The organism is Streptomyces sp. NPDC002889 (genome assembly GCF_042888425.1).
Taxonomy (GTDB): Bacteria; Actinomycetota; Actinomycetes; order Streptomycetales; family Streptomycetaceae; genus Streptomyces.
In genome coordinates, this window is record NZ_JBIAPT010000001.1 from 549,322 (window position 1) to 571,652 (window position 22,331).

Here is a 22,331-nt window from a genome sequence, read left to right on the forward strand (position 1 = left end):
CGCTTCTTGTGTCTTTCTCCGCAGGCTAGGCGCGCGAGCGGGGAGTGGGCATGCGCCGTTCGGGAGTATTGGGGGTGTGTCGTTGTCCTCGACGGACATAGTCCCGCCGCCGGGCGCGCGCCGCCAGGCGGCCGTTGCGCGGCTTGCGGCCCCGTGCCGGGGCGTCGGGTCGCCCAGGTTCCTCAGCCGGCGTCGGACACCGGGACGCCCCGAAGTGGGCGACCGCCGCGGTCAGGCACGCCCGGTCGAGGCGCCAGCCGATCACCGGGCGCGAGGCCATGGCCACATCGACCGGGATGTGGGGAATGAGGATGCGCATGGCGGCACGTGCCCGCCTGCCCTGACCCGGCCCGGGCAGTGGCGCTGCCCTCTCGCGACGGGCCAGGCCCACGTACGGGACGGAGGCGTTCGGCACACGATGTCGCCACAGCACGACCGCGGTGATGTCCTGCCAGGGCGCATGGGCGGTGGTCGCCCGGTGGCGCAACGGGGTGCCGCCGAGAAGCACACCTTTCTCGTCGACCCGCAGCGCCGCCTTGCGGGTCAGCGAGCCCGCCACCATGAGCAGCCCGCCGCCGAACAACGGGATCCCGAGCAGCTGCGCGACGAGCGGAGTGCCGGGCAGCAGAAGGCCCGGGATGAGGACGGCCGCGAGGGCCAGAAGGCCCACGGTTCCGCGGTCCCGGCCGAACCGGGCCCCGTACACCGGTGACTTTGCGTCAGTCATGGGCTGATCATGACCATGCCGGGTGCGGCAGGAAAGCCCTGAAGGTCCCGGCCTGGCCCGTCACACACCGGCAGGAGTCGGTGAACTCCCCACGCGGGGGCACTAGATTGACCGTGCACAGAGCGGGCCTGGCTGGTCAGGGGGCAGCGGTTCATGGAATCCGAAGGCACATTCGACGCACGGGGCACACGGGCCAATCCGGTGCCGCGGCCCGCGGGGCCGCCACCGGGCGGGCGAGAAGTGCCGGGCGCGCCGGGAGTGCCTCCCGGGGCGCCCGCGCTGCCCGGCCACGCGCCGGTCACCCGGCCCGCCGTCGTCGACTGGCTGCGCACGCCGAGGCCGCAGGCCGAGCCCGGCATCTGGCGGCTCGGGCACCGGGCGCGTCCCGACGAGGAGCCCGAACTCGTTCCCGCGCGACGGCTGTTCGCCGGGGCGCTGATCGCCTTGCTCAGCGGCTGGCTGCTGTGGTCCCTGCTGTGGAACGGCTACCTCGGGCGCTACTGGCTGTGGCCGCTGCTGGTGCTGACCCCCGACTCCTGGCGCACCGACGCGACGATGTGGGCCACCGCCAGCTACGTCTACTACGTGATCATCGGCGGCGGGATGCTGATCTTCTTCGCCCGCGTCGGGCATGTCCCGGAGATCTGGCAGCGCTATGTGGTGCGCCCTCGCAGGCGCGCCGCGGCCCCGCCGCCGCCCGCCCCCGGGGCCGACCCCGTGGAATGGCCCGAGCTGCGTGCCGCCGGACTGACCGAGGCCGCCACCCAGCTCGCCGAGGCCGCCCGTGCGGGAACGCTCGGCGATGTCGACTGCGCCAGGATCCGGCGCGCCTGGCAGGGCGTGCACGCCAGGCCCGAGCGGCTGCCCGCCTTCGCCGACACCGTGCGCCGGGACGGCGCGGCCGCCTGCGCGCACCCCTCGGGCGTACGCGACCTGCCGGTGCGCACCGCCGTGCACGACCTGGCCACCGCCCAGGTCAGGATCGGCACCGCCGTGGACGACACCCGCAACCCCTACGCCCGCCGCACCACCGGCGTCGCACTCGAACCCGCACTGCTCGGGACCTCGCTGCTCGCGGTCGGTCCGTCCGGCTCCGGCAAGACCGTGCGCCTGATGCGACCGGTCGTGGAGTCGCTGTGCCTGCAGGCGCTCGCCAACCGGGCGGCCGTCGTCGCTGTCACCGCCCACGGCACCGCACTCGCCCCCGACGACTCCTTCGACCTGGTCGTCGCACCGGGCCGGCCCTCCTCCACCCATGACCTCGACCTGTACGGGGGAGCCGACGACCCCGACGAGGCCGCGCGCATCCTCGCCGAAGCGCTCGTCGGGGACCTGGTCGCCGACATCAGGCGCGCCGCCACCGCGCTCGCCCAGCTGATCGGCCCGTACCGCAGTGTCCACGGGCACTTCCCGGCCGTGCCTCAGCTGCGGGATCTCGTCGGCGGGGCGCCCGGCCCGCTGGGGGACCTGCGCACCGCCCTGGAAGCGGCCAAGGAAGCGTCCCAGCTGCGTGAACTCGACGCCCGGGCCCGGCAGTCGGAGCGCGCCGACGACATCGGGGTGCTGCTCGCCGAGCGGATCGCGTTCCTCGACCGGCCCGCCTTCGTGGACTTCTTCCGCACCGAAGGCGGCGGACGGCAGTTCTCGCTGCGTGCCATCGAGCACCCGCTGCGGGTGCGCGTGGATCTGCCCGAGCGCGGCCATGCCGAGGCATCCCGGATCATCGCCCGGCTCGTCCTGGCCCAGTTCACCGAGGCCGCCCTGGTCCGCTCGGACCGTTCGCTGTTCGCCTGCCTGGTCCTCGACGACGCCGCTTGCACCGTCACCCCCGACTCGGTGCGGGCCGTGCAGCGGCTCCGCTCCGCGCACGCCGGTGTGGTGCTCGCGCTGCGCACTCTGGAGGACGTACCGGAGGCGCTGCGCGATCCGCTGCTCGGCGCGGTCGGCTGCCGGATGGCGTTCGCGGGCCTCGCGCCGTGGGACGGCGGGCGGTTCGCCGAGACCTGGGGCACCGAGTGGGTGCAGACGAGGGACGTCACCAACCGGCAGATCATCTCGGACGAGCCGTTGACCAAGGCGCTGCACATGATGCGCCGACTGGTCACGGGCAAGGCGACCACTGCCGAGGCGGTCACCGTGCGCGAGGTCGAACGGGCCCGCTGGTCGGCGTCCGACCTGGCACACGGACTGCCCGCCGGGCACGCGGTGCTCTCGCTCACCAACGTGCGGGGCGAGCATGCTCCGCCGCTCCTGGTGGATCTGCGGACCTGAGACGACTCGCGGACTGCTACCTCCTGGCAGAATCGAGGTACGACGTTCATACGGGACGGCGAAATACCCCGCACCTCCTGCTCGATACGCCCCGCACCTCCTGCCCGAAGGGCCCACGGTCCCATGCCGCCCACGCTCGCCTCGCTCGTCCAGCACTCGGCGCTCAAGCTCACCGTGCGTGCCGGCGAGGACCGGCTCGAGGTTCCCGTGCGCTGGGCCCATGTCAGCGAACTCGCCGACCCCGTGCCGTACATGGAGGGCGGCGAGCTGCTGCTCGTCACCGCCATGACCCTGGACGCCGAGGACCGCGAGGCCATGCGCCGCTATGTGCGCAGGCTGGTCGGCGCGGGTGTGGTGGGCCTCGGCTTCGCGGTCGGCGTGTACTACGAGGACATCCCGGACGCGCTGGTGGAGGCGGCCAAGGAAGAGGGACTGCCGCTGCTCGCAGTGCCGCGCCGAACGCCGTTCCTCGCGATCAGCAAGGCCGTCTCGGCCGCGATCGCGGCCGACCAGTACCGGGCCGTGACCGCGGGGTTCGAGGCACAGCGCGAGCTGACGCGCGCCGCGCTCGCCGAGGGTCCCGACGCCGTGGTCGCCCGGCTCGCCGCGCACATCGACGGCTGGGCCGCGCTGTACGACGCATCCGGCGCGGTTGTCGCGGCCGCGCCCGAGTGGGCCGCGCGCCGGGCCGCCCGGCTGACCGGTGACGTGGAAAGGCTGCGGGAGCGGGCCGCGCCCGCGAGCGCCGTGGTGGGTGGCACGGACGGCGACGACCGGGTCGAGCTCCAGTCGCTCGGCAGCGGGCGCCGGGTGCGGGGCGCGCTCGCGGTCGGCACGGGAGCGCCACTGGGTACCGCCGAGCGCTATGCCGTGCACTCCGCGGTCGCCCTGCTGACCCTGTCCACCGAGCGTTCCCGGGCGCTCCAGGCGGCCGAGCAGCGCCTGGGCGCCGCGGTGCTGCGGATGCTGCTGTCCGGGCAGCCGGACCATGCGCGGGCGGTCGCCGGGGATCTGTACGGCGGCCTGCTGGACGCCCCCTTCCGGCTGCTGCTCGCCGAACGGGCCGGGGACGCACCCCCCAAGGGCGCCGACGACCCCCTCCATGTGTTCACGGAGTCGCTGGAGTCGGCTGCCGCGCGGGCCGGCGAGGCGCTGCTGGCCGTCCCGGACGTCGACGACCGCCTCGTGGTGCTGGCAGCGGACGGCGGTGCGGTGGTGGCGGCGTGCGCGGCCGCGTACGGGGACAAGGAGGCGGCCGACGCCGAGACGTACGTCGGGCTCTCCGCGCCGACCGGCCCGATAGCGGCAGCCGGCGCGTACAAGCAGGCCGAACAGTCACTCTCGGTGGCCCGCCGCCGCGGCCGCGCCCTGGTCGAGCACGACGAACTGGCGACAGGTTCGATCCTCCCCCTGCTCGCGGACGACGCCGTACGTGCCTTCGCGGACGGCATGCTGCGTGCGCTGTACGAGCACGATGCGACCGGCCGCGGCGACCTGGTCGCCTCCCTGCGCGCCTGGCTCTCCCGCCACGGACAGTGGGACGCGGCCGCCGCCGACCTCGGAGTGCACCGGCACACCCTGCGTTACCGGATGCGCCGTGTGGAGGAGATCCTCGGCCGCTCGCTGGACGACCCGGACGTCCGTATGGAGCTCTGGCTGGCGCTGAAGACGACGGCGGGGCCGGCGACGGCTGCCGCCGCGACCGAGTGATCTCTGGCGTCGCGCTGCTGAAGCGAGAGAATTTCCCGGATTTGTGCCCGGAATCGGGCAGAATTCTGGAAGTTGAGTGCTGAGGTATCTAGGGTCCTGCCTTGTGGTCACCAACTCCAGCACCCCTGAAGCCCGCCCCTGCGAGGCCGGCACCCCTGGCACCTCCGCGCCCGGCGCGGCAGAGACCGCCGCACCCGGCCGCCGGATACCCGGAGCGGTCTGGGGCGCACTCGCCATCGTCTACGTCGTCTGGGGCTCCACCTACCTCGGCATCCGCATCGTCGTCGAGACCATGCCGCCGTTCCTTTCGGCCGCGGGACGGTTCGTCGTCGCCGGTCTGATCCTGGCCACGCTGGTGGCCTGGCGGCAGGGCGTGTCGGCGCTCAAGGTGACGCGTGCCCAGCTCGCCTCCGCCGCGACCGTCGGCGTGCTGCTCCTCCTCGGTGGCAACGGCCTCGTCGTCCTCGCCGAGACCACCGTGCCCTCCGGGCTGACCGCACTGCTGATCGCCGTCGTTCCGGCCTGGGTCGTGCTGCTGCGGCGGGCCTTCGGCGAGCGGCCCGGCCTCGGCGCCTACCTCGGCGTGGCGCTGGGGCTCGCGGGACTGGCCGTACTGACCCTGCCGGGGCTCAGCGGCGAGGTGCGCATCACGGGCGTCCTGACCGTGATCGCCGCCACCACCATGTGGTCGGTCGGTTCCTTCTCCTCCTCGCGCATCCCGATGCCGGCCAACCCGTTCGCGGCGAGCGCGTACGAGATGGTCGCGGGCGGTATCGGCTGTCTGCTGGTCGCGCTGGGCCGGGGCGAGCAGCACGGTTTCGACCTCGCGGACGTCTCCGCACGCTCCTGGACCGCCCTGGCCTATCTCGTCGTCTTCGGCTCGCTCATCGCGTTCACGGCGTACGCCTGGCTGCTGCACTCGGCCCCGCTGTCGCTGGTCGCCACCTACGCCTACGTGAACCCGGTCGTCGCCGTGCTGCTCGGCGCGATGGTCCTGAACGAAGAGCTGAGCTGGCCGATCGCCGTCGGCGGCACCGTCGTCGTGGCCGGGGTGTGTCTGATCGTCAGCACGGAACGACGTCGCTGACCTGCTCACTCGCCAAAGCGTCAGAGACCGCCCGGCCACCACTCCACGCCGGACAAACACGTTCGGGCGGTCCCGGTCCTACCGTGGGCACAGACAAACCCCCATCTACTCGGAAGGGCCGGGATCCGCACATGACTTCCACCCACGCCTTCTGGCTCGCCGGCCGCCAGGCCAACGGCGAGGCCGCCTTCGACGTCACCTCGCCCTGGGACGGCCGTCTCGTCGGCCGGGTCTCCGTCCCCACCGAGGAGCAGGTCGAGGAAGCCGTCGCGGCCGCGCACGCCGTCGTGGACGAGTTCGCGGCCACCCCGGCCCACGTACGCGCCGCCGCCCTGGACCATGTGTCGAAGCGCCTCGTCGAGCGCACCGAGGAGATCGCCCAGCTGATCTCCGCCGAGAACGGCAAGCCGATCAAGTGGGCCCGCGGCGAGGTCGGCCGAGCCGTGTCCGTGTTCCGGTTCGCGGCCGAGGAGGCCCGGCGCTTCAACGGCGGAGACGCGCAGCGTCTCGACACCGACGCCGGCGGCCAGGGCCGCCTCGCACTGACCCGCCGCTTCCCCAAGGGCGTCGTCCTCGGGATCGCGCCGTTCAACTTCCCGCTGAACCTGTGCGCCCACAAGATCGCCCCGGCCATCGCCGTCGGCGCGCCGATCATCCTCAAGCCCGCCCCGGCGACCCCGCTGTCCGGCCTGATCCTCGGTGAACTGCTCGCCGAGACCGAGCTGCCCGCGGGTTCCTGGTCCGTGCTCCCGGTCCCGAACGACCAGATGCCCGCCCTCGTGCAGGACGAGCGCCTTCCGGTCATCTCCTTCACCGGCTCGGACAAGGTCGGCTACGCGATCATGGACTCGGTGCCGCGCAAGCACTGCACCCTGGAGCTCGGCGGCAACGGCGCGGCCGTGGTCCTCGCCGACTGGGCCTCCGAGGAGGACCTGGACTGGGCGGCGACCCGTATCGCCACCTTCTCCAACTACCAGGGCGGCCAGTCCTGCATCTCCGTGCAGCGCGTGATCGCCGATGCCACCGTGTACGACCGGCTGCTGCCGAAGATCGTCGCGGCGGTCGAGGCCCAGGTCACCGGCGACCCGTCCGACTCCGCCACCGAGGTCGGCCCGCTGGTCAGCGAGGACGCCGCGAGGCGCGTGGAGTCCTGGGTCGACGAGGCCGTGCAGGGCGGCGCCGAGCTGCTCGCCGGCGGCAAGCGCGAAGGCGCCTCGTACGAGCCCACCGTTCTCACCGACGTCCCGGCCGATGTCACCCTCGCCTGCGAGGAGGTCTTCGGACCGGTCCTGACCGTGACCAAGGTGGACGGCGAGGCCGAGGCCTTCGCCGCCGTCAACGACTCCAAGTACGGGCTGCAGGCGGGCGTGTTCACCCATGACGTGCAGACCGCCTTCCGCGCCCACCGCGCCCTCGAGGTCGGCGGCGTGATCGTCGGAGACGTTCCGTCCTACCGCGCCGACCAGATGCCGTACGGCGGAGCCAAGCAGTCCGGTGTGGGCCGCGAGGGCGTGCGCTTCGCGATGGACGACTACACGTACGAGCGGGTGCTGGTCCTGACGGGCCTCGCCCTCTAGCTCGAGTACGCGGACCGACGGCCGGAGCCCATTGTGCGGGGGCTCCGGCCGTTGCCGTACCCGCACCGGCGCGCGTTGTCGCCTTTGGTACCGCCGTCCTGACCGGTTCCGTGCCCGGTTCCCTCGACTGCTGTACGAAGACTGGTGGAGGGGGCGGGAATCGGGTACTACGGACGAGTAGCACCGGTCGGTACCAAGGCGCTCCGCGCCCCGGCCGACGCCCGGCAGTCCCCCGACTCGCGGCGAGGTGAACCTCATGTCCGCCCCACTCGAAGAGCCTGTCGAGAAACCGGTCGACCAGGCACTCCACAAGCCCCAGACCCCGAAGGTCAGCGAGCGCGAAGCACGACAGGTCGCCGAGGCCGCGCGCGAACAGGACTGGCGCAAGCCCAGCTTCGCCAAGGAGCTGTTCCTGGGCCGCTTCCGGCTCGACCTGATCCATCCACACCCGATGCCCTCCGGTGAGGCCACCCGGCGGGGCGAGGAATTCCTCTCGAAACTGCGCGACTTCTGCGAGACGAAGGTCGACGGCGCTCTCATCGAGCGCGAGGCCCGGATCCCCGACGAGGTCATCAACGGGCTCAAGGAGCTCGGCGCACTCGGGATGAAGATCGACCCCAAGTACGGCGGTCTCGGCCTCACCCAGGTGTACTACAACAAGGCCCTCGCCCTGGCCGGCTCGGCGAGCCCGGCGATCGGCGCGCTGCTGTCCGCGCACCAGTCGATCGGCGTGCCCCAGCCGCTGAAGCAGTTCGGCACCCAGGAGCAGAAGGACGCATTCCTGCCGCGCCTGGCCCGCAGCGACATCTCGGCCTTCCTGCTCACCGAGCCGGACGTCGGCTCCGACCCGGCCCGTCTGGCGACCACCGCCGTCCCGGACGGCGACTCCTACGTCCTCGACGGCGTCAAGCTGTGGACCACCAACGGCGTCGTCGCCGATCTCCTCGTGGTCATGGCCCGGGTCCCCAGGTCCGAGGGTCACAAGGGCGGCATCACCGCGTTCGTCGTCGAGGCGGCGAGCGAGGGCATCACCGTCGAGAACCGCAACACCTTCATGGGACTGCGCGGTCTGGAGAACGGCGTCACGCGCTTCCACCAGGTGCGGGTCCCCGCCAAGAACCGCATCGGTCCGGAGGGGGCCGGCCTCAAGATCGCGCTGACCACCCTCAACACCGGCCGGCTCTCGCTGCCCGCGATGTGCGTCGGGGCGGGCAAGTGGTGTCTGAAGATCGCCCGCGAGTGGTCGGCGGCCCGTGAGCAGTGGGGCAAGCCCGTCGCGAAGCACGAGGCGGTCGGTGCCAAGATCGCCTTCATCGCGGCGACCACGTTCGCGCTCGAGGCGGTTGTGGACCTCTCCTCCCAGATGGCCGACGAGGACCGCAACGACATCCGCATCGAGGCGGCGCTGGCCAAGCTGTACGGCTCCGAGATGGGCTGGCTGATGGCGGACGAGCTGGTCCAGATCCGCGGCGGCCGCGGCTTCGAGACCGCCGATTCGCTGGCGGCGCGCGGCGAACGGGCCGTACCCGCCGAGCAGATGCTGCGCGATATGCGCATCAACCGGATCTTCGAGGGCTCGACCGAGATCATGCATCTGCTGATCGCCCGTGAGGCGGTCGATGCGCACCTCGCGGTCGCCGGGGACATCATCGACCCCGACAAGCCCTTCGCGGACAAGGCGAAGGCGGGCGCGAACGCCGCGGCCTTCTACGCCCGCTGGCTGCCCAAACTGGTCACCGGCCCCGGTCGACTGCCCGGCTCCTACGGCGAGTTCCACCCGGCCGGGCACCCGGACCTCGCCACGCATCTGCGCTACGTCGAACGAGGCGCCCGCAAGCTGGCCCGTTCCACGTTCTACGCCATGTCCCGCTGGCAGGGCCGGATGGAGACCAAACAGGGCTTCCTGGGCAGGATCGTCGACATCGGCGCGGAGCTGTTCGCGATGAGCGCGGCCTGCGTGCGCGCCGAGCATCTGCGCAACGCCGGGGAGAACGGCCGCGAGGCGTACCAACTGGCGGACATCTTCTGCCGCCAGGCCCGCATCCGCGTCGAGGAACTCTTCACGCGCCTGTGGTCCAACACCGACGACCTCGACCGCAAGGTCGTGAACGGTGTTCTGTCCGGTACGTACACCTGGCTCGAGGAGGGCATCATCGACCCCAGTGGCGAAGGCCCCTGGATCGCCGATGCCACCCCGGGCCCGACGGAACGCGAAAACCTGCATCGCCCCATCCACTGACCGCTAACTTGATCACGTGCAACAAACGCACCAGGCGTAACACGTGATCAGGGCAGGGGCCGGGATGTTCGGGGCGGGGAAGCAGAGGAAGCAGGACAGCCGGCGGTTGTGGCGCGGCGTGACCGCGGCCGCAGCCGCCGGGGCCCTGCTCGCGGGGTGCGGCGCGGGCGGGGACAAGGGCGGGGCCGCCAGCAACGGGAGCGGCAAGCCGTCGGCGCCCGCCGCCGGCCAGAAGGCCCTCACCGAGGCGGACCTGAAGGCCGCGGCCTTCGAGGACGGGGAGCGGATCGGCACGTACCGGGCGCACGAGGACGCATACGGGCCCCTCGACGAGAACTACACCGCCGACCCGGCCCGCTGCCAGCCCCTCGTCAGCCTTACCCACGGCGCCACGGACCACGACCCCGTCGCCGAGGTCAATCGCGATGTCGACATCGCCGACGAGGTGATGGGCGTGGGCGTCCTGGTCCAGCTGCGCTCGTACGAAGGCGCCACGGCCGCCGCCGTGATGAAGAACCTCGCCGCCGCGGGCACCGCGTGCGCCGGTGGATTCACCGAGGAGCGGGCCCTCACGCACGCCAAGGTGCTCGAGGTGGAGCCGGTCAAGGCCCCCGGGATCGGGGACGAGGCCCTCGCTTACCACCTCACCGTCCTCGATGTGAAGGGCAAGCTGAAGCTCCACGAGTATCTGACCGTCGTCCGGTCCGGTTCGACCACACTCTCGTTCCGGGGCGAGTACCTGGGCACCAAGGACATCAAGGAAGTGCCCCCGGAGATCATCGATGCCCAGTGGAAGAAGTTCCGGGCGGGGCGCACGGGCGGCGTGTAGGGACGCACTGTCAGGGGTGGCGGGAACAGCGGCCACAATGGGGGGATGAGCGACAGCCCATCCCCCCTGGCCGACCCGCACATCGTCTTCGACCCTGTCGAAGGCCGCCGGGACATCGTGGTCCTCGGCTCCACCGGGTCCATCGGCACCCAGGCCATCGATCTCGTCCTGCGCAACCCCGACCGCTTCCGTGTCACCGCGCTGTCCGCCGCCGGCGGCCGGGTCGGTCTGCTCGCCGAGCAGGCGCGGCAGCTTCGGGTGGAGCGGGTCGCGGTGGCCCGTGAGGACGTGGTGCCGGCACTGCGCGAGGCGCTGGCCGAGCAGTACGGCGCCGAGCCCCTCCCCGAGATCCTGGCCGGCCCCGACGCCGCGACCGAGCTCGCCGCGTCACGGTGCCACACCGTGCTCAACGGCATCACGGGCTCCATCGGTCTCGCCCCCACGCTCGCCGCGCTGGAGGCCGGGCGCACGCTCGCGCTCGCCAACAAGGAGTCGCTCATCGTGGGCGGGCCGCTGGTCAAGGCGCTGGCCAAGCCCGGACAGATCATTCCGGTCGACTCGGAGCACGCGGCCCTGTTCCAGGCACTGGTCTCCGGAACGCGGGCCGACGTCCGCAAGCTGGTGGTGACGGCCTCCGGCGGCCCCTTCCGCGGCCGTACGAAGGCGGAGCTCGCCCATGTCACCCCCAGGGACGCCCTCGCCCACCCCACCTGGGCCATGGGCCCGGTGATCACGGTGAACAGCGCCACCCTGGTCAACAAGGGCCTCGAGGTCATCGAGGCGCACCTGCTCTACGACATCCCCTTCGACCGCATCGAGGTCGTCGTCCACCCGCAGTCGTACGTCCACTCCATGGTGGAGTTCACCGACGGCTCGACGCTGGCCCAGGCCACCCCGCCCGATATGCGCGGCCCGATCGCCATCGGTATCGGCTGGCCCGAGCGGGTCCCGGACGCAGCCCCCGCGTTCGACTGGTCCAAGGCCTCGACCTGGGAGTTCTTCCCGCTCGACAACGAGGCGTTCCCCTCCGTGGGACTCGCCCGGCATGTGGGGGAGCTGGGCGGCACCGCCCCGGCGGTGTTCAATGCCGCGAACGAGGAGTGCGTGGACGCATTTCTCGCCGGGCGGCTGCCGTTCAACGCAATCATGGATACGGTCACCCAAGTCGTCACCGAACACGGAGTGCCCGCAGCGGGAACTTCGCTCACGGTGGCCGACGTCCTTGAAGCGGAGACCTGGGCCCGGGCCCGGGCTCGTGAACTCGCCGCACAGCACACGGAGGCGCACGCATGATCTGGATGACGATCCTCGGCATACTGATCTTCGCCGTCGGTCTGCTCGTCTCGATCGCCTGGCACGAACTGGGGCACCTGTCGACCGCCAAGCTCTTCGGCATCCGCGTACCGCAGTACATGGTCGGCTTCGGTCCGACCATCTGGTCACGCACCAAGGGTGAGACGGAGTACGGCATCAAGGCGCTTCCGCTCGGCGGGTACATCCGCATGATCGGGATGTTCCCGCCCGGCGCGGACGGCAGGGTCGAGGCCCGCTCCACCTCACCCTGGCGCAGCATGATCGAGGACGCCCGCTCGGCGGCGTACGAAGAGCTGCAGCCCGGCGACGAGAAGCGGCTCTTCTACACGCGCAAGCCGTGGAAGCGCGTGATCGTCATGTTCGCCGGCCCGTTCATGAACCTCATCCTGGCCGTCGTGATGTTCCTCGGTGTGTTCATGACCGTGGGCGTGACCCAGCAGACCACCACGGTCGACTCGGTCCAGCCCTGCGTCATCCAGCAGAGCGAGAAGCGCACCGACTGCCAAAAGGGTGACCCGGTCGCCCCGGCCAAGGCCGCCGGTCTCGAGCCCGGCGACAAGATCGTCGCTTTCAACGGCAAGCCGGTGGACGACTGGCAGACGCTGTCCGAGCGCATCCGCGCGACCATCGGGCGGGCGGAGCTCACGGTCGAGCGCGACGGACAGCAGAAGGTCCTCCAGGCCACCCTCATCGAGAACCAGGTCGCCAAGAAGGACGAGAACGGAAACGTCGTCCCGGGCAAGTTCGTCCCGGCCGGCTACCTCGGCTTCGCCGCCCAGTCCGTCGACGAGCCCCTCACCTTCGGGCAGTCCGTCGGCCGCATGGGCGACATGATGGAATCCGGCGTACAGGCGCTCATCGACATGCCGTCGAAGGTCCCCGACCTGTGGGACGCGGCCTTCAACGGCGCCGAGCGCAAGGCGGACTCCCCGGTCGGCATAGTGGGCGCTGCCCGCATCAGTGGCGAGATCCTGGGTCTCCAGCTGCCGATGGAGAACACGATCGGCATGATCGTGTTCGTCACCGCGGGCTTCAACCTCTCCCTGTTCCTGTTCAACATGCTTCCGCTGCTGCCCCTCGACGGCGGCCATATCGCGGGCGCGCTGTGGGAGTCCGCACGCCGTAAGGTCGCGCGCCTGTTCAAGCGCCCCGACCCCGGCCCCTTCGACGTCGCCAAGCTGATGCCCCTGGCCTACGTCGTCGCGGGGATCTTCGTCTGCTTCACCCTGCTCGTGCTCGTCGCGGACGTCGTCAACCCGGTGCGTATCTCCTGACCGAACGCTGGATGAAGGGGCCGGACACCCTCGGCGTCCGGCTCCCGCCATTGCGCGGACACGTCGACGTGATGTGCTCCGCGCAAGGCGTGTGCCGTAGTCTCGAAGGCCGGAGCCCGCCCATCCGGGACCTTGATCCACACCTTGGGGTTGCACAGCAGATGACTGCGATTTCTCTGGGAATGCCGTCCATTCCGACCAAGCTCGCCGAGCGCAGGGTGAGCCGTAAGATCCAGGTCGGATCGGTGGCCGTCGGCGGAGATGCGCCCGTGTCCGTGCAGTCGATGACGACGACGCGCACCTCGGACATCGGCGCCACGCTGCAGCAGATCGCTGAACTGACCGCGTCCGGCTGCCAGATCGTGCGGGTCGCGTGCCCGACGCAGGACGACGCCGACGCGCTGGCGACCATTGCCAGGAAGTCCCAGATCCCGGTCATCGCGGACATTCATTTCCAGCCGAAGTACGTCTTCGCGGCCATCGACGCCGGCTGCGCCGCGGTCCGCGTGAACCCCGGCAACATCAAGCAGTTCGACGACAAGGTCAAGGAGATCGCCAAGGCGGCCGGTGACGCCGGCACCCCGATCCGGATCGGGGTCAACGCGGGGTCGCTGGACGCACGGCTGCTGCAGAAGTACGGCAAGGCCACCCCCGAGGCGCTCGTCGAGTCCGCGCTGTGGGAGGCCTCGCTCTTCGAGGAGCACGGCTTCCGTGACATCAAGATCTCCGTCAAGCACAACGACCCGGTCGTCATGGTCAACGCCTACCGGCAGCTCGCCGCGCAGTGCGACTACCCGCTGCACCTGGGTGTGACCGAGGCCGGCCCCGCCTTCCAGGGCACCATCAAGTCGGCGGTCGCCTTCGGCGCCCTGCTCAGCGAGGGCATCGGTGACACGATCCGGGTGTCGCTGTCGGCCCCGCCCGCCGAAGAGGTCAAGGTCGGCATCCAGATCCTGGAGTCGCTGAACCTGCGCCAGCGCCGCCTGGAGATCGTCTCCTGCCCCTCCTGCGGCCGCGCCCAGGTCGATGTGTACAAGCTCGCCGACCAGGTCAGCGCCGGCCTGGAGGGCATGGAGGTCCCGCTGCGCGTGGCCGTCATGGGCTGTGTCGTCAACGGCCCGGGCGAGGCCCGCGAGGCCGACCTCGGTGTGGCCTCCGGCAACGGCAAGGGCCAGATCTTCGTCAAGGGCGAGGTCATCAAGACCGTGCCCGAGTCGAAGATCGTCGAGACGCTCATCGAAGAGGCCCTGAAGATCGCCGAGCAGATGGAGAAGGACGGCGTCGCCTCCGGCTCACCGGACGTCGTCGCAGTGGGCGAGCCCGAGGTGGCCGTCGGCTGACGCCCGACTGTTTTCGGGCACTTCCACAAAGGCTCCGCCGCCCCCCCGCGTGGCGAGGCCTCATCGTGGGCAAGCCATCCGGGGGACCTGCCGGGTACAGTGCGGAGATCAGCAGACCGCATGGTGAGGCCCCCTCGTGTTGACGCAGACCACCACCCGGGTCCTCGAACCCAGCGACCTAGGCGCAGCGCTCGCCATCCTCGAGAGCGAGCCCGTGACGAATGCTTTCGTCACGTCCCGCGTCCAGGTCGCCGGGCTCGACCCCTGGCGCCTCGGCGGCGAGATGTGGGGCTGGTACGCCGACGGGCATCTGAGCTCGCTGTGCTACTCCGGCGCCAATCTCGTCCCGATCTGTGCCACCCCCGACGCCGTACGCGCCTTCGCGGACCGGGCACGCAGGGCAGGCCGCCGCTGCTCCTCCATCGTCGGCCCCGCCCAGCCCACCGCACAGCTGTGGCGGCTGCTCGAGCCCAGCTGGGGTCCGGCCAGGGACGTACGCGGCCATCAGCCGCTGATGGTCACCGATCAGCTTCCCGACGGCATAGAACCCGACCCGTACGTCCGCCGGATCCGCAAGGACGAGATGGAAGTGATCATGCCCGCGTGTGTGGCCATGTTCACCGAGGAGGTCGGCATCTCACCGATGGCCGGCGACGGGGGCCTGCTCTACCAGGCCAGGGTCGCCGAACTCGTCGGCACCGGGCGCTCGTTCGCCCGTATCGACAACGGCAAGGTGGTCTTCAAGGCCGAGATCGGGGCGGCCACCCCGCAGGCCTGCCAGATCCAGGGCGTGTGGGTGGCGCCCGAGTACCGGGGCCGCGGACTGTCCGAGACCGGAATGGCGGCGGTGCTGCGCTACGCACTGGCCGATGTCTCCCCGATCGCCAGCCTCTACGTGAACGACTACAACACCGCGGCCAGGGCCGCGTACCGCCGGGTGGGCTTCCGCGAGGTCGGTGCCTTCATGAGTGTGCTGTTCTGACGTGCGGCTCTGTGCCGTGTTCTGATTCGCCGAACGTACGGTTCAGCGCGCGCACAGCGGCAAGTAGGGTGCGGGCATGGCAGCACTCTCTGGGGAGCGGTCCCAGGTCCCCGACGTCGTGGTCGGTCCGCTCGATCTCACCGCGCGGGTGGACGAGGCCCTTGCCGTACAGGCCCTTGCCTTCGGACTCAGCGACGAAGAGATCGACATCCGCCGCTACATCGTGCTGCGGCATCTGCTGAACCGGGGCTCCCGTGCCCTCGGCGCCACCACCGCGACCGGCCGGCTCGTCGGCTTCGTCTACGGCATGCCCAACGACCGCACCTACTGGTGGTCCACCGTCGTCGAACCGTATCTGCACAGAAGCGGCAACGCGGGCTGGCTCGACGAGTCCTTCGTGATCACCGAACTCCATGTCCACCCCGACTTCCAGGGGCGCGGCATCGGACGCGAGCTGATCACCACCATCACCGACGGTGCCGACCAGCAGCGCTCGATCCTGTCCGCGATCGACATCGAAAGCCCGGCCCGTGGCCTGTACCGACGGCTCGGCTACCAGGACCTTGCCCGCCAGGTCATGTTCCCGAGCGCGCCCAGCCCGTACGCGGTGATGGGCGCGGCGCTGCCCCTGCTGCGCGGGAACTGATTTCCGCCTGCCGGTGCGGCCCGGCTAACCTCCTGCACATCACACGTTCCGAGCAGGAGTTCACCATGGCCCAGGTCCAGCGCATGTCCCGTCTGATGGTCAAGACACTGCGCGACGACCCGGCCGACGCCGAGACGCTCAGCCACAAGCTGCTCGTCCGCGCCGGTTACGTACGCCGCAACGCCGCAGGCATCTGGTCCTGGCTGCCGCTCGGCAAGCGGGTCCTCGAGAACGTCACCCGCGTCGTACGCGAGGAGATGGACGCGATCGGCGCGCAGGAGGTCCTGCTGCCGGCCGTGCTGCCCAAGGAGCCCTACGAGGCGACGGGCCGCTGGGAGGAGTACGGCGCCGAGCTGTTCCGGCTCAAGGACCGCAAGGGCGCCGACTATCTGCTCGGCCCGACCCACGAAGAGATCTTCACCCAGCTCGTCAAGGACCAGTGCACGTCCTACAAGGACCTGCCGGTGATCCTCTACCAGATCCAGTCGAAGTACCGCGACGAGGCGCGTCCGCGCTCCGGCATCCTGCGCGGCCGCGAGTTCCAGATGAAGGACTCGTACTCCTTCGACACCACGGACGAGGGCCTCGCCGAGTCGTACGCCCTGCACCGCGAGGCGTACGTCAAGATCTTCCAGCGCCTCGGGCTCGACCACAAGATCGTCTCCGCGGTCTCCGGCGCGATGGGCGGCTCGGCGTCCGAGGAGTTCCTGGCGCCTGCCGCGGCCGGCGAGGACACGTTCGTCCACTGCCCGTCCTGCGACTACGCGGCCAACACCGAGGCCGTCACCTTCGCCCTCGCTCCGGTCGACGGCGCCGCGCACGGCCCGGTCGAGGAGCTGGACACCCCTGACACCCCGACGATCGAGACGCTGGCCCGGCATCTGGGCGTCCCGGCCTCCGCGACCCTGAAGAACCTGCTGGTCAAGGTGGACGGCGAGATCGTCGCCGTGGGCGTGCCGGGCGACCGCGAGGTGGACCTCGGCAAGCTGGGTGACCACCTGGCGCCCGCCACCGTCGAGCTGGTCACCGCCGACGACTTCACCGACCGCCCCGGCCTGGTCCGCGGCTACGTCGGCCCGCAGGGCCTCGAGAAGGTCCGTTACATCGCCGACCCGCGCGTCGCGCCCGGCACGGCCTGGATCACCGGCGCCAACAAGCCGGGCACCCATGCGAAGAACGTCGTCGCCGGCCGTGACTTCGAGGTCGACGAGTACCTGGACGTCGTCGTGGTCGAGGACGGTGACCCGTGCCCCACGTGCGGCACGGGCCTGAAGCTGGACCGCGCCATCGAGATCGGTCACATCTTCCAGCTCGGCCGCAAGTACGCCGACGCCTTCCAGCTCGACGTGCTCGGGCAGAACGGCAAGCCGGTCCGCGTCACCATGGGCTCGTACGGCATCGGCGTCTCCCGCGCGGTCGCGGCGCTGGCGGAGCAGACCGCCGACGAGCAGGGCCTGTGCTGGCCCCGCGAGATCGCCCCGGCCGACGTCCACGTGGTCGCCGCGGGCAAGGCACTGCAGACCGAGCTGGCGCTCGACGTCGCCGAGCAGCTGGGCGCGGCGGGCCTGCGGGTGCTGGTCGACGACCGGGCGGGGGTCTCGCCCGGCGTGAAGTTCACCGACGCGGAGCTGATCGGCGTGCCGCACATCCTGGTCGCCGGGCGCCGCTCGGCCGAGGGCGTGGTGGAGCTGAAGGACCGGCGGACGGGCGAGCGCGAGGAGCTGCCGGTGGCGGACGCGATTGCGCGCCTCGCGGCCTCGTAGTTGACCAAGCCGGGGGCGTTGGTGGCGCTGTCCGGCGGATGGTCTCCACGGCTGACTGCTGACGGCTTGGGACGGGCGGGGCTTTTTGGCTCCGCCCTTCCGGGACCTCGCCTTGCGCGTGGAAGGGTGCGGCTTCGGCCGCGCCGTCGTGTGCCGACCGGTTGGCCGCTCCTGCCCCATGGGCGGACAGCCGGTCCGCTCGGGCGGGGAATGGGTTGGTGGCGGCCGCGGGCGTGGGGCCGGCCGTCGCGCGCGGGGGGTCTTCCCGTTCCCCTGCCCTACGCCTACGCCCGGGGGGCGGCCTGAGGCCCCCCTTCCCGGACTGGCAAGCCCCAGACCCTGTACGGCTCGGTCGAGTCCCCGCCCGCCGGACGGGCCGCACTGTCCGGACCGGGCCCATTGCCGCCCCGTGGCGAGGCGCCGGATCCTCGCACGCCGTCCGGGCCCGACCTCGGCACCGCACCTCGATCCCCGGCGGGCATCGCACGGGCCTCGTCAGGGGTGGTCCGGCTACAGCCAGCCCGCGAACTCCAGCGCCAGCTCGCCCTCTTGTACCCGGCCCGCCTCAATCGCCCGCGTCCCCGACTCCACTGCCCTGAACAGCGTCCAGCCCCTCAGCCGCTCCCGGTCCACCTCCAGCGAGTCGGCCAGCCTGTTCACCCGGCGGCGGGCCGCCGACGCGCCCGCGGACGTGGCGATCAGGTCCTCGACGCGGTCGCGGACGAGGCGGGCGAGGTCGTACGCGCGCTCGCCCACGAGCGGCTCGGGGCCGACCGCGAGCCACGGCGTCCGGTCGCCCGAAAGCACCTTGCCCTGACGGAAGTTGCCGTGCAGCAGCACCTCTTCGGGCCCGAGCGCGGCGAGTTCGTCGCGCGCGGCCAGCGCGGCGGAAACCAGCTCCGCGGCCCCCGGGTCACCGAACTCCCGCATCGCAGCGGCCTGTCGGGCCGTGCGCTCCGCGACCGATTCGAAGCCGTGGTCCGCGGGCGGCTCGACCCACAACCGCCGCACCGTTCCCGCCGCCTCCAAAAGCGCCTTCGCCTCCGGCAGGGAACGCAGGGAGACGTCGGGATGCAGCCGCTCCAGCAGCAGCGCGTCATCGGCCGGGTCCAGCAGCCGTACGGCGCCCCAGCCGTTCCAGTGCTCCAGGGCCGCTCGCTCCAGCGCGGGGGAGGCGGACGGTGGGGCCAGCTTCAGCGCGGCGGGAGTGCCGTCGGGCTGCCGTACGAGGACGACCAGGCCGGTTCTGCCGCCGGGGGCGAGCACTCGTTCGACTTCCAGACCGCGCCGGTCCACCGCCTCCTGGGCGATCTTGGGCAGCTGCCCGAGCCAGTGGTCACCCTCGCCGAGGGCCCGGACCAGCCGTTGCGGCGGTTCGAAAGCCATACGTTCGTTGTTCCCTTTCCGCTTCAGCGGTTGTCGCCCTGGGCACGCTCCGCGAGCCCAGGAAAGGCTACGCCGCTGCCGCGCCAGCGCACCGCGCGGACCGCCGCCTCGCGCAGTGCCACCGCGGCCTCCACCCGCAGCGGCCCCTCCGTGGCCCGTACGAGATCGGAGTAGGCGCCCGCCACCCCGTCCTCCAGCGCCGCGGCGAGCCGCACGGCGGCGGCCTCGTCCGGGACCGGGAACGGCAGCTCGTACGCCGGGGCGGCTGCCACGGGTTCACCCTTCAGATCGCGGACGGTGCGCGTCAGCGCATCGCGTCGCGCCCGGTGTGCGGCGTAACCCGCCTCCGCGTCGGCCTCGCGGTCGTCGCCGACGCGGCCTCCGACCACCCCGTATCCGTAGACCGCCGCATGCTCCGCGGCGAGCGCGGCCTGAACGGCCTGAACGGCCTTCAGCGTGGCGTCCACCGCACTCATCGCGCGTCCCCCTTCGTCAGCAGGTACGCATGCGCGGCGCCGGCCGCCGCGACCGATGCCAGCAGACGGGCCAGTTCCGGCTCGGCGTCGGCCAGGGACGCGGCGTGCGAGGCGGAGGTACGGCGCTCCGCCGCGGCCAGCGCCTTGAGCGCGGCGCCCGGGTCGGGCGCGACCACGGCCTTCGCGGTCGGCGGCGACGAGGGGGGCGGGGCGGGGGAGAGGGAGGCAGAGGGTGAGGGCGAGGCACCCGAGCCGGGTGCCAGTGCCGTCACATGCTCGGCGACCGCAGCCCGCAGCGGCATCAACCGGCCTGTCAGCGCGGGGTGTTGGGCGATGACGGCGTCGTACTCGTCCAGCAGCGCCCGGCTCGTGTCCGCGAGTGCGCGGCGCAGCCGTGCCGCGGCGTGGACGGGGTCGGGAGCGGAGCCGGCCGTACGCCGGTCACCGGACGCATCGTTCGAACAACCCGTCAACAGACCGGCCGCGACTGCCCCCGTCACCACGAGTGCGCGTCTGCGTGTCGTCCCCGTGCGCCCCACGCGTCTCTCCCTCGGCCCTCGCAATGATCATCGCCGCAGGCGAGCGTACCTGCGGCTCCGATGCCGGTGGACGGCAACACCCCCCGCGACCGGATACCCTTTGATCTGACACGCGACGATCCCACAACAGCACACGCGGCCGAGGAGTCACCCGGATGAGCACCACCCAGAGCGAGAGGCTGCGCGGGCTGCTGGAACCGCTCGTCAGCGCCGCGAACCTGGACCTGGAAGAGATCGAGGTGTCCCGGGCCGGCAGGCGCCGCATGCTGAGGATCATCGTCGACTCCGACGAGGGCGTGGAACTGGACGCGTGCGCGGAGCTGAGCCGCACCATCTCCGAGAAGCTCGACGAGACGGATGCGATGGGCGAGGACGAGTACGTCCTGGAAGTCAGCTCACCCGGCGCAGACCGTCCCCTGACCGAGCACCGTCATTACGTGCGTGCCACCGACCGGCTGGTGAAGCTGCAGCTGCAGGAGGGCGGCGAGCTGGTGGCCCGCATTCTCGCCGTAGACGAGGAGGGACTCGACCTCGAGGTGCCGGGCGTGAAGGGGCGCAAGCCCACCGCCCGGCGCGTCGGATTCCCGGAGATCGCCAAGGCGCGCGTGGAGATCGAGTTCAATCGCAAGGACAAGAAGGAAGAAGAGGAGGCGTAGCCGTGGACATCGACGTGAAGCTTCTGAAGGGCTTGGCGCAGGAGAAGGAGATTCCCTTCGAACTGCTGGTCGAGGCGATCGAATCGGCCCTCCTCATCGCGTATCACCGCACCGAGGGCAGCCGCCGCCACGCCCGCGTGGTGCTCAGCCGGGACACCGGCCACGTGACCGTGTGGGCCAAGGAGGACCCGGCCGATCTGGAGGAGGGGCAGGAGCCCAAGGAGTTCGACGACACCCCGTCGGACTTCGGCCGGATCGCCGCCACCACCGCCCGCCAGGTCATCCAGCAGCGCCTGCGCGACGCCGAGAACGACGTCACCTTCGGCGAGTACGCCCGCCGTGAGGGCGATGTCGTCGCCGGCATGGTGCAGCAGGGCAAGGACCCGAAGAACGTCCTGGTCAAGCTGGACGACAAGCTCGAGGCGATCCTTCCGGTGCAGGAGCAGGTGCCGGGCGAGGAGTACACGCACGGGCTACGGCTGCGTACCTATGTGGTCCGCGTGGCCAAGGGTGTGCGAGGTCCGTCCGTGACGCTGTCGCGCACCCACCCGAACCTCGTGAAGAAGCTCTTCGCGCTGGAGGTCCCGGAGATCGCGGACGGCAGCGTCGAGATCGCGGCGATCGCCCGTGAGGCCGGTCACCGCACCAAGATCGCTGTCCGTTCGACCCGCTCGGGTCTGAACGCCAAGGGTGCCTGCATCGGCCCGATGGGCGGCCGGGTGCGCAATGTCATGGCCGAGCTGCACGGCGAGAAGATCGACATCGTGGACTGGTCGGACGACCCCGCCGAGATGGTGGCCAACGCCCTGTCGCCGGCCCGCGTCAGCAAGGTCGAGGTCGTCGACCTCGGCGCCCGCTCGGCACGGGTGACCGTGCCCGACTACCAGCTGTCACTGGCCATCGGCAAGGAGGGGCAGAACGCCCGCCTGGCCGCCCGCCTCACCGGCTGGCGTATCGACATCCGTCCCGACACGGAGCAGGGCTCCGACCAGGACTGAGGAATGTATCCGCGCGAGATGCCGTTTCCGACAGGGCGGGGTCTCATGCGGATCTGGACAACAACCGTTCGATTCTTGCCCCGCAGGGGTGAGGTCGGTGCGGGGAGGTAGACTTAGCTGTGTCTGGCCGGACGCATGCCCGCGTATGCCCTGAGCGAACCTGTGTGGGATGCCGGGAGCGAGCGGCCAAGAGCGATCTGCTGCGCATCGTGGTGATCGAGGACGTATGTGTCCTGGATGATCGCGGTACGCTGCCCGGCCGGGGTGCATATGTACACCCCGCCTTGGTCTGTCTCGACCTGGCGGTTCGCCGCCGGGCGTTCCCAAGGGCCTTCAGGGTCCAGGGACCGCTCGAGACCGCCGCACTCCGGCGGTATGTCGAGCAGGCAGCACAGTAAGAAGCAAGAAGTACGGCACGGAAACCGCCGTGCGGTCAGGTACCTCGCGAGTTGGAAGTAGGTCGAGATTGCGATGAGCACTCGATGAGTACGCGATGAGTACGCCCATGAAGTAGCGA

The 22,331-nt window shown here is 71.1% G+C and carries 19 protein-coding genes; 15 read left to right on the plus strand and 4 right to left on the minus strand.

From position 1 onward, the window contains the following. Positions 1-25 precede the first annotated feature (25 nt). Positions 26-727: a hypothetical protein gene (locus tag ACFYWI_RS02495; protein WP_389224233.1), complete on the minus strand. Its 702-nt coding sequence runs from the start codon at positions 725-727 to the stop codon at positions 26-28. 153 nt (positions 728-880) lie between these two features. Here ACFYWI_RS02495 and ACFYWI_RS02500 point away from each other — a divergent pair, with 153 nt between their 5' ends. The 12 genes from ACFYWI_RS02500 (at position 881) to ACFYWI_RS02555 (ending at position 17,759) form a co-directional block, all read left to right on the plus strand. Next, entirely contained in the window at positions 881-2,998 is a 2,118-nt protein-coding gene (locus ACFYWI_RS02500; RefSeq protein WP_389224236.1) for an ATP-binding protein, read from the plus strand. Between the two features lie 123 nt (positions 2,999-3,121). Beyond that, positions 3,122-4,708 (plus strand): PucR family transcriptional regulator, encoded by a 1,587-nt coding sequence (locus ACFYWI_RS02505; RefSeq protein ID WP_389224239.1) that lies wholly within the window; start codon positions 3,122-3,124, stop codon positions 4,706-4,708. A 103-nt stretch (positions 4,709-4,811) separates the two neighbouring features. Beyond that, positions 4,812-5,795, plus strand: a complete 984-nt coding sequence (locus tag ACFYWI_RS02510) for an EamA family transporter (protein WP_389224242.1) — start codon at positions 4,812-4,814, stop codon at positions 5,793-5,795. 131 nt (positions 5,796-5,926) lie between these two features. Beyond that, positions 5,927-7,372, plus strand: coding sequence for an aldehyde dehydrogenase family protein (locus ACFYWI_RS02515; protein WP_389224245.1), 1,446 nt, complete (start codon positions 5,927-5,929; stop codon positions 7,370-7,372). A gap of 256 nt (positions 7,373-7,628) precedes the next feature. Then, the gene (locus ACFYWI_RS02520; RefSeq protein ID WP_389224248.1) at positions 7,629-9,611 is read left to right on the plus strand and encodes an acyl-CoA dehydrogenase family protein; all 1,983 of its coding nucleotides are present in this window, start codon (positions 7,629-7,631) and stop codon (positions 9,609-9,611) included. A 43-nt stretch (positions 9,612-9,654) separates the two neighbouring features. Then, a complete protein-coding gene (locus tag ACFYWI_RS02525; RefSeq protein ID WP_389224251.1) occupies positions 9,655-10,440 on the plus strand; it encodes a hypothetical protein in 786 nt (261 codons plus the stop codon). Positions 10,441-10,485: 45 nt separating this feature from the next. After that, on the plus strand, positions 10,486-11,733 hold the full coding sequence (gene dxr, locus ACFYWI_RS02530) for a 1-deoxy-D-xylulose-5-phosphate reductoisomerase (RefSeq protein ID WP_389224254.1): 1,248 nt from the start codon (positions 10,486-10,488) through the stop codon (positions 11,731-11,733). Next, on the plus strand, positions 11,730-13,028 hold the full coding sequence (locus ACFYWI_RS02535; protein ID WP_389224257.1) for a M50 family metallopeptidase: 1,299 nt from the start codon (positions 11,730-11,732) through the stop codon (positions 13,026-13,028). The genes dxr and ACFYWI_RS02535 overlap by 4 nt, the downstream gene beginning before the upstream one ends. A 161-nt stretch (positions 13,029-13,189) precedes the next feature. Next, on the plus strand, positions 13,190-14,368 hold the full coding sequence (ispG, locus tag ACFYWI_RS02540; RefSeq protein WP_389224261.1) for a flavodoxin-dependent (E)-4-hydroxy-3-methylbut-2-enyl-diphosphate synthase: 1,179 nt from the start codon (positions 13,190-13,192) through the stop codon (positions 14,366-14,368). 139 nt (positions 14,369-14,507) lie between these two features. Continuing rightward, positions 14,508-15,350, plus strand: a complete 843-nt coding sequence (locus ACFYWI_RS02545) for a GNAT family N-acetyltransferase (RefSeq protein WP_389224451.1) — start codon at positions 14,508-14,510, stop codon at positions 15,348-15,350. Between the two features lie 76 nt (positions 15,351-15,426). Next, positions 15,427-15,996: a GNAT family N-acetyltransferase gene (locus ACFYWI_RS02550; protein ID WP_389224264.1), complete on the plus strand. Its 570-nt coding sequence runs from the start codon at positions 15,427-15,429 to the stop codon at positions 15,994-15,996. 65 nt (positions 15,997-16,061) lie between these two features. Beyond that, the gene (locus tag ACFYWI_RS02555) at positions 16,062-17,759 is read left to right on the plus strand and encodes a proline--tRNA ligase (RefSeq protein WP_389224267.1); all 1,698 of its coding nucleotides are present in this window, start codon (positions 16,062-16,064) and stop codon (positions 17,757-17,759) included. Between the two features lie 510 nt (positions 17,760-18,269). On the opposite strand, the gene ACFYWI_RS02560 is transcribed toward ACFYWI_RS02555, so the two are convergent. The 3 genes from ACFYWI_RS02560 to ACFYWI_RS02570 are packed head-to-tail and all read right to left on the minus strand — an operon-like array spanning position 18,270 to position 20,160. Further along, positions 18,270-19,145: an aminoglycoside phosphotransferase family protein gene (locus ACFYWI_RS02560; RefSeq protein ID WP_389224269.1), complete on the minus strand. Its 876-nt coding sequence runs from the start codon at positions 19,143-19,145 to the stop codon at positions 18,270-18,272. Between the two features lie 23 nt (positions 19,146-19,168). Next, entirely contained in the window at positions 19,169-19,621 is a 453-nt protein-coding gene (locus ACFYWI_RS02565; protein ID WP_389224272.1) for a ferritin-like domain-containing protein, read from the minus strand. Beyond that, positions 19,618-20,160 carry a hypothetical protein gene (locus ACFYWI_RS02570; RefSeq protein WP_389224275.1) on the minus strand — a complete coding sequence of 181 codons (543 nt, stop codon included), beginning with the start codon at positions 20,158-20,160 and terminating at the stop codon, positions 19,618-19,620. The genes ACFYWI_RS02565 and ACFYWI_RS02570 overlap by 4 nt, the downstream gene beginning before the upstream one ends. Before the next feature lie 155 nt (positions 20,161-20,315). Between ACFYWI_RS02570 and rimP the strand changes: the two genes are divergently transcribed. From rimP to ACFYWI_RS02585, 3 genes are all read left to right on the plus strand, one after another. After that, positions 20,316-20,816, plus strand: a complete 501-nt coding sequence (rimP, locus tag ACFYWI_RS02575) for a ribosome maturation factor RimP (protein ID WP_389224278.1) — start codon at positions 20,316-20,318, stop codon at positions 20,814-20,816. Positions 20,817-20,818: 2 nt separating this feature from the next. Then, entirely contained in the window at positions 20,819-21,814 is a 996-nt protein-coding gene (gene nusA, locus ACFYWI_RS02580) for a transcription termination factor NusA (RefSeq protein WP_389224281.1), read from the plus strand. 119 nt (positions 21,815-21,933) lie between these two features. After that, positions 21,934-22,212, plus strand: coding sequence for a YlxR family protein (locus ACFYWI_RS02585; protein WP_389224284.1), 279 nt, complete (start codon positions 21,934-21,936; stop codon positions 22,210-22,212). The last annotated feature ends 119 nt before the right edge of the window (positions 22,213-22,331 follow it).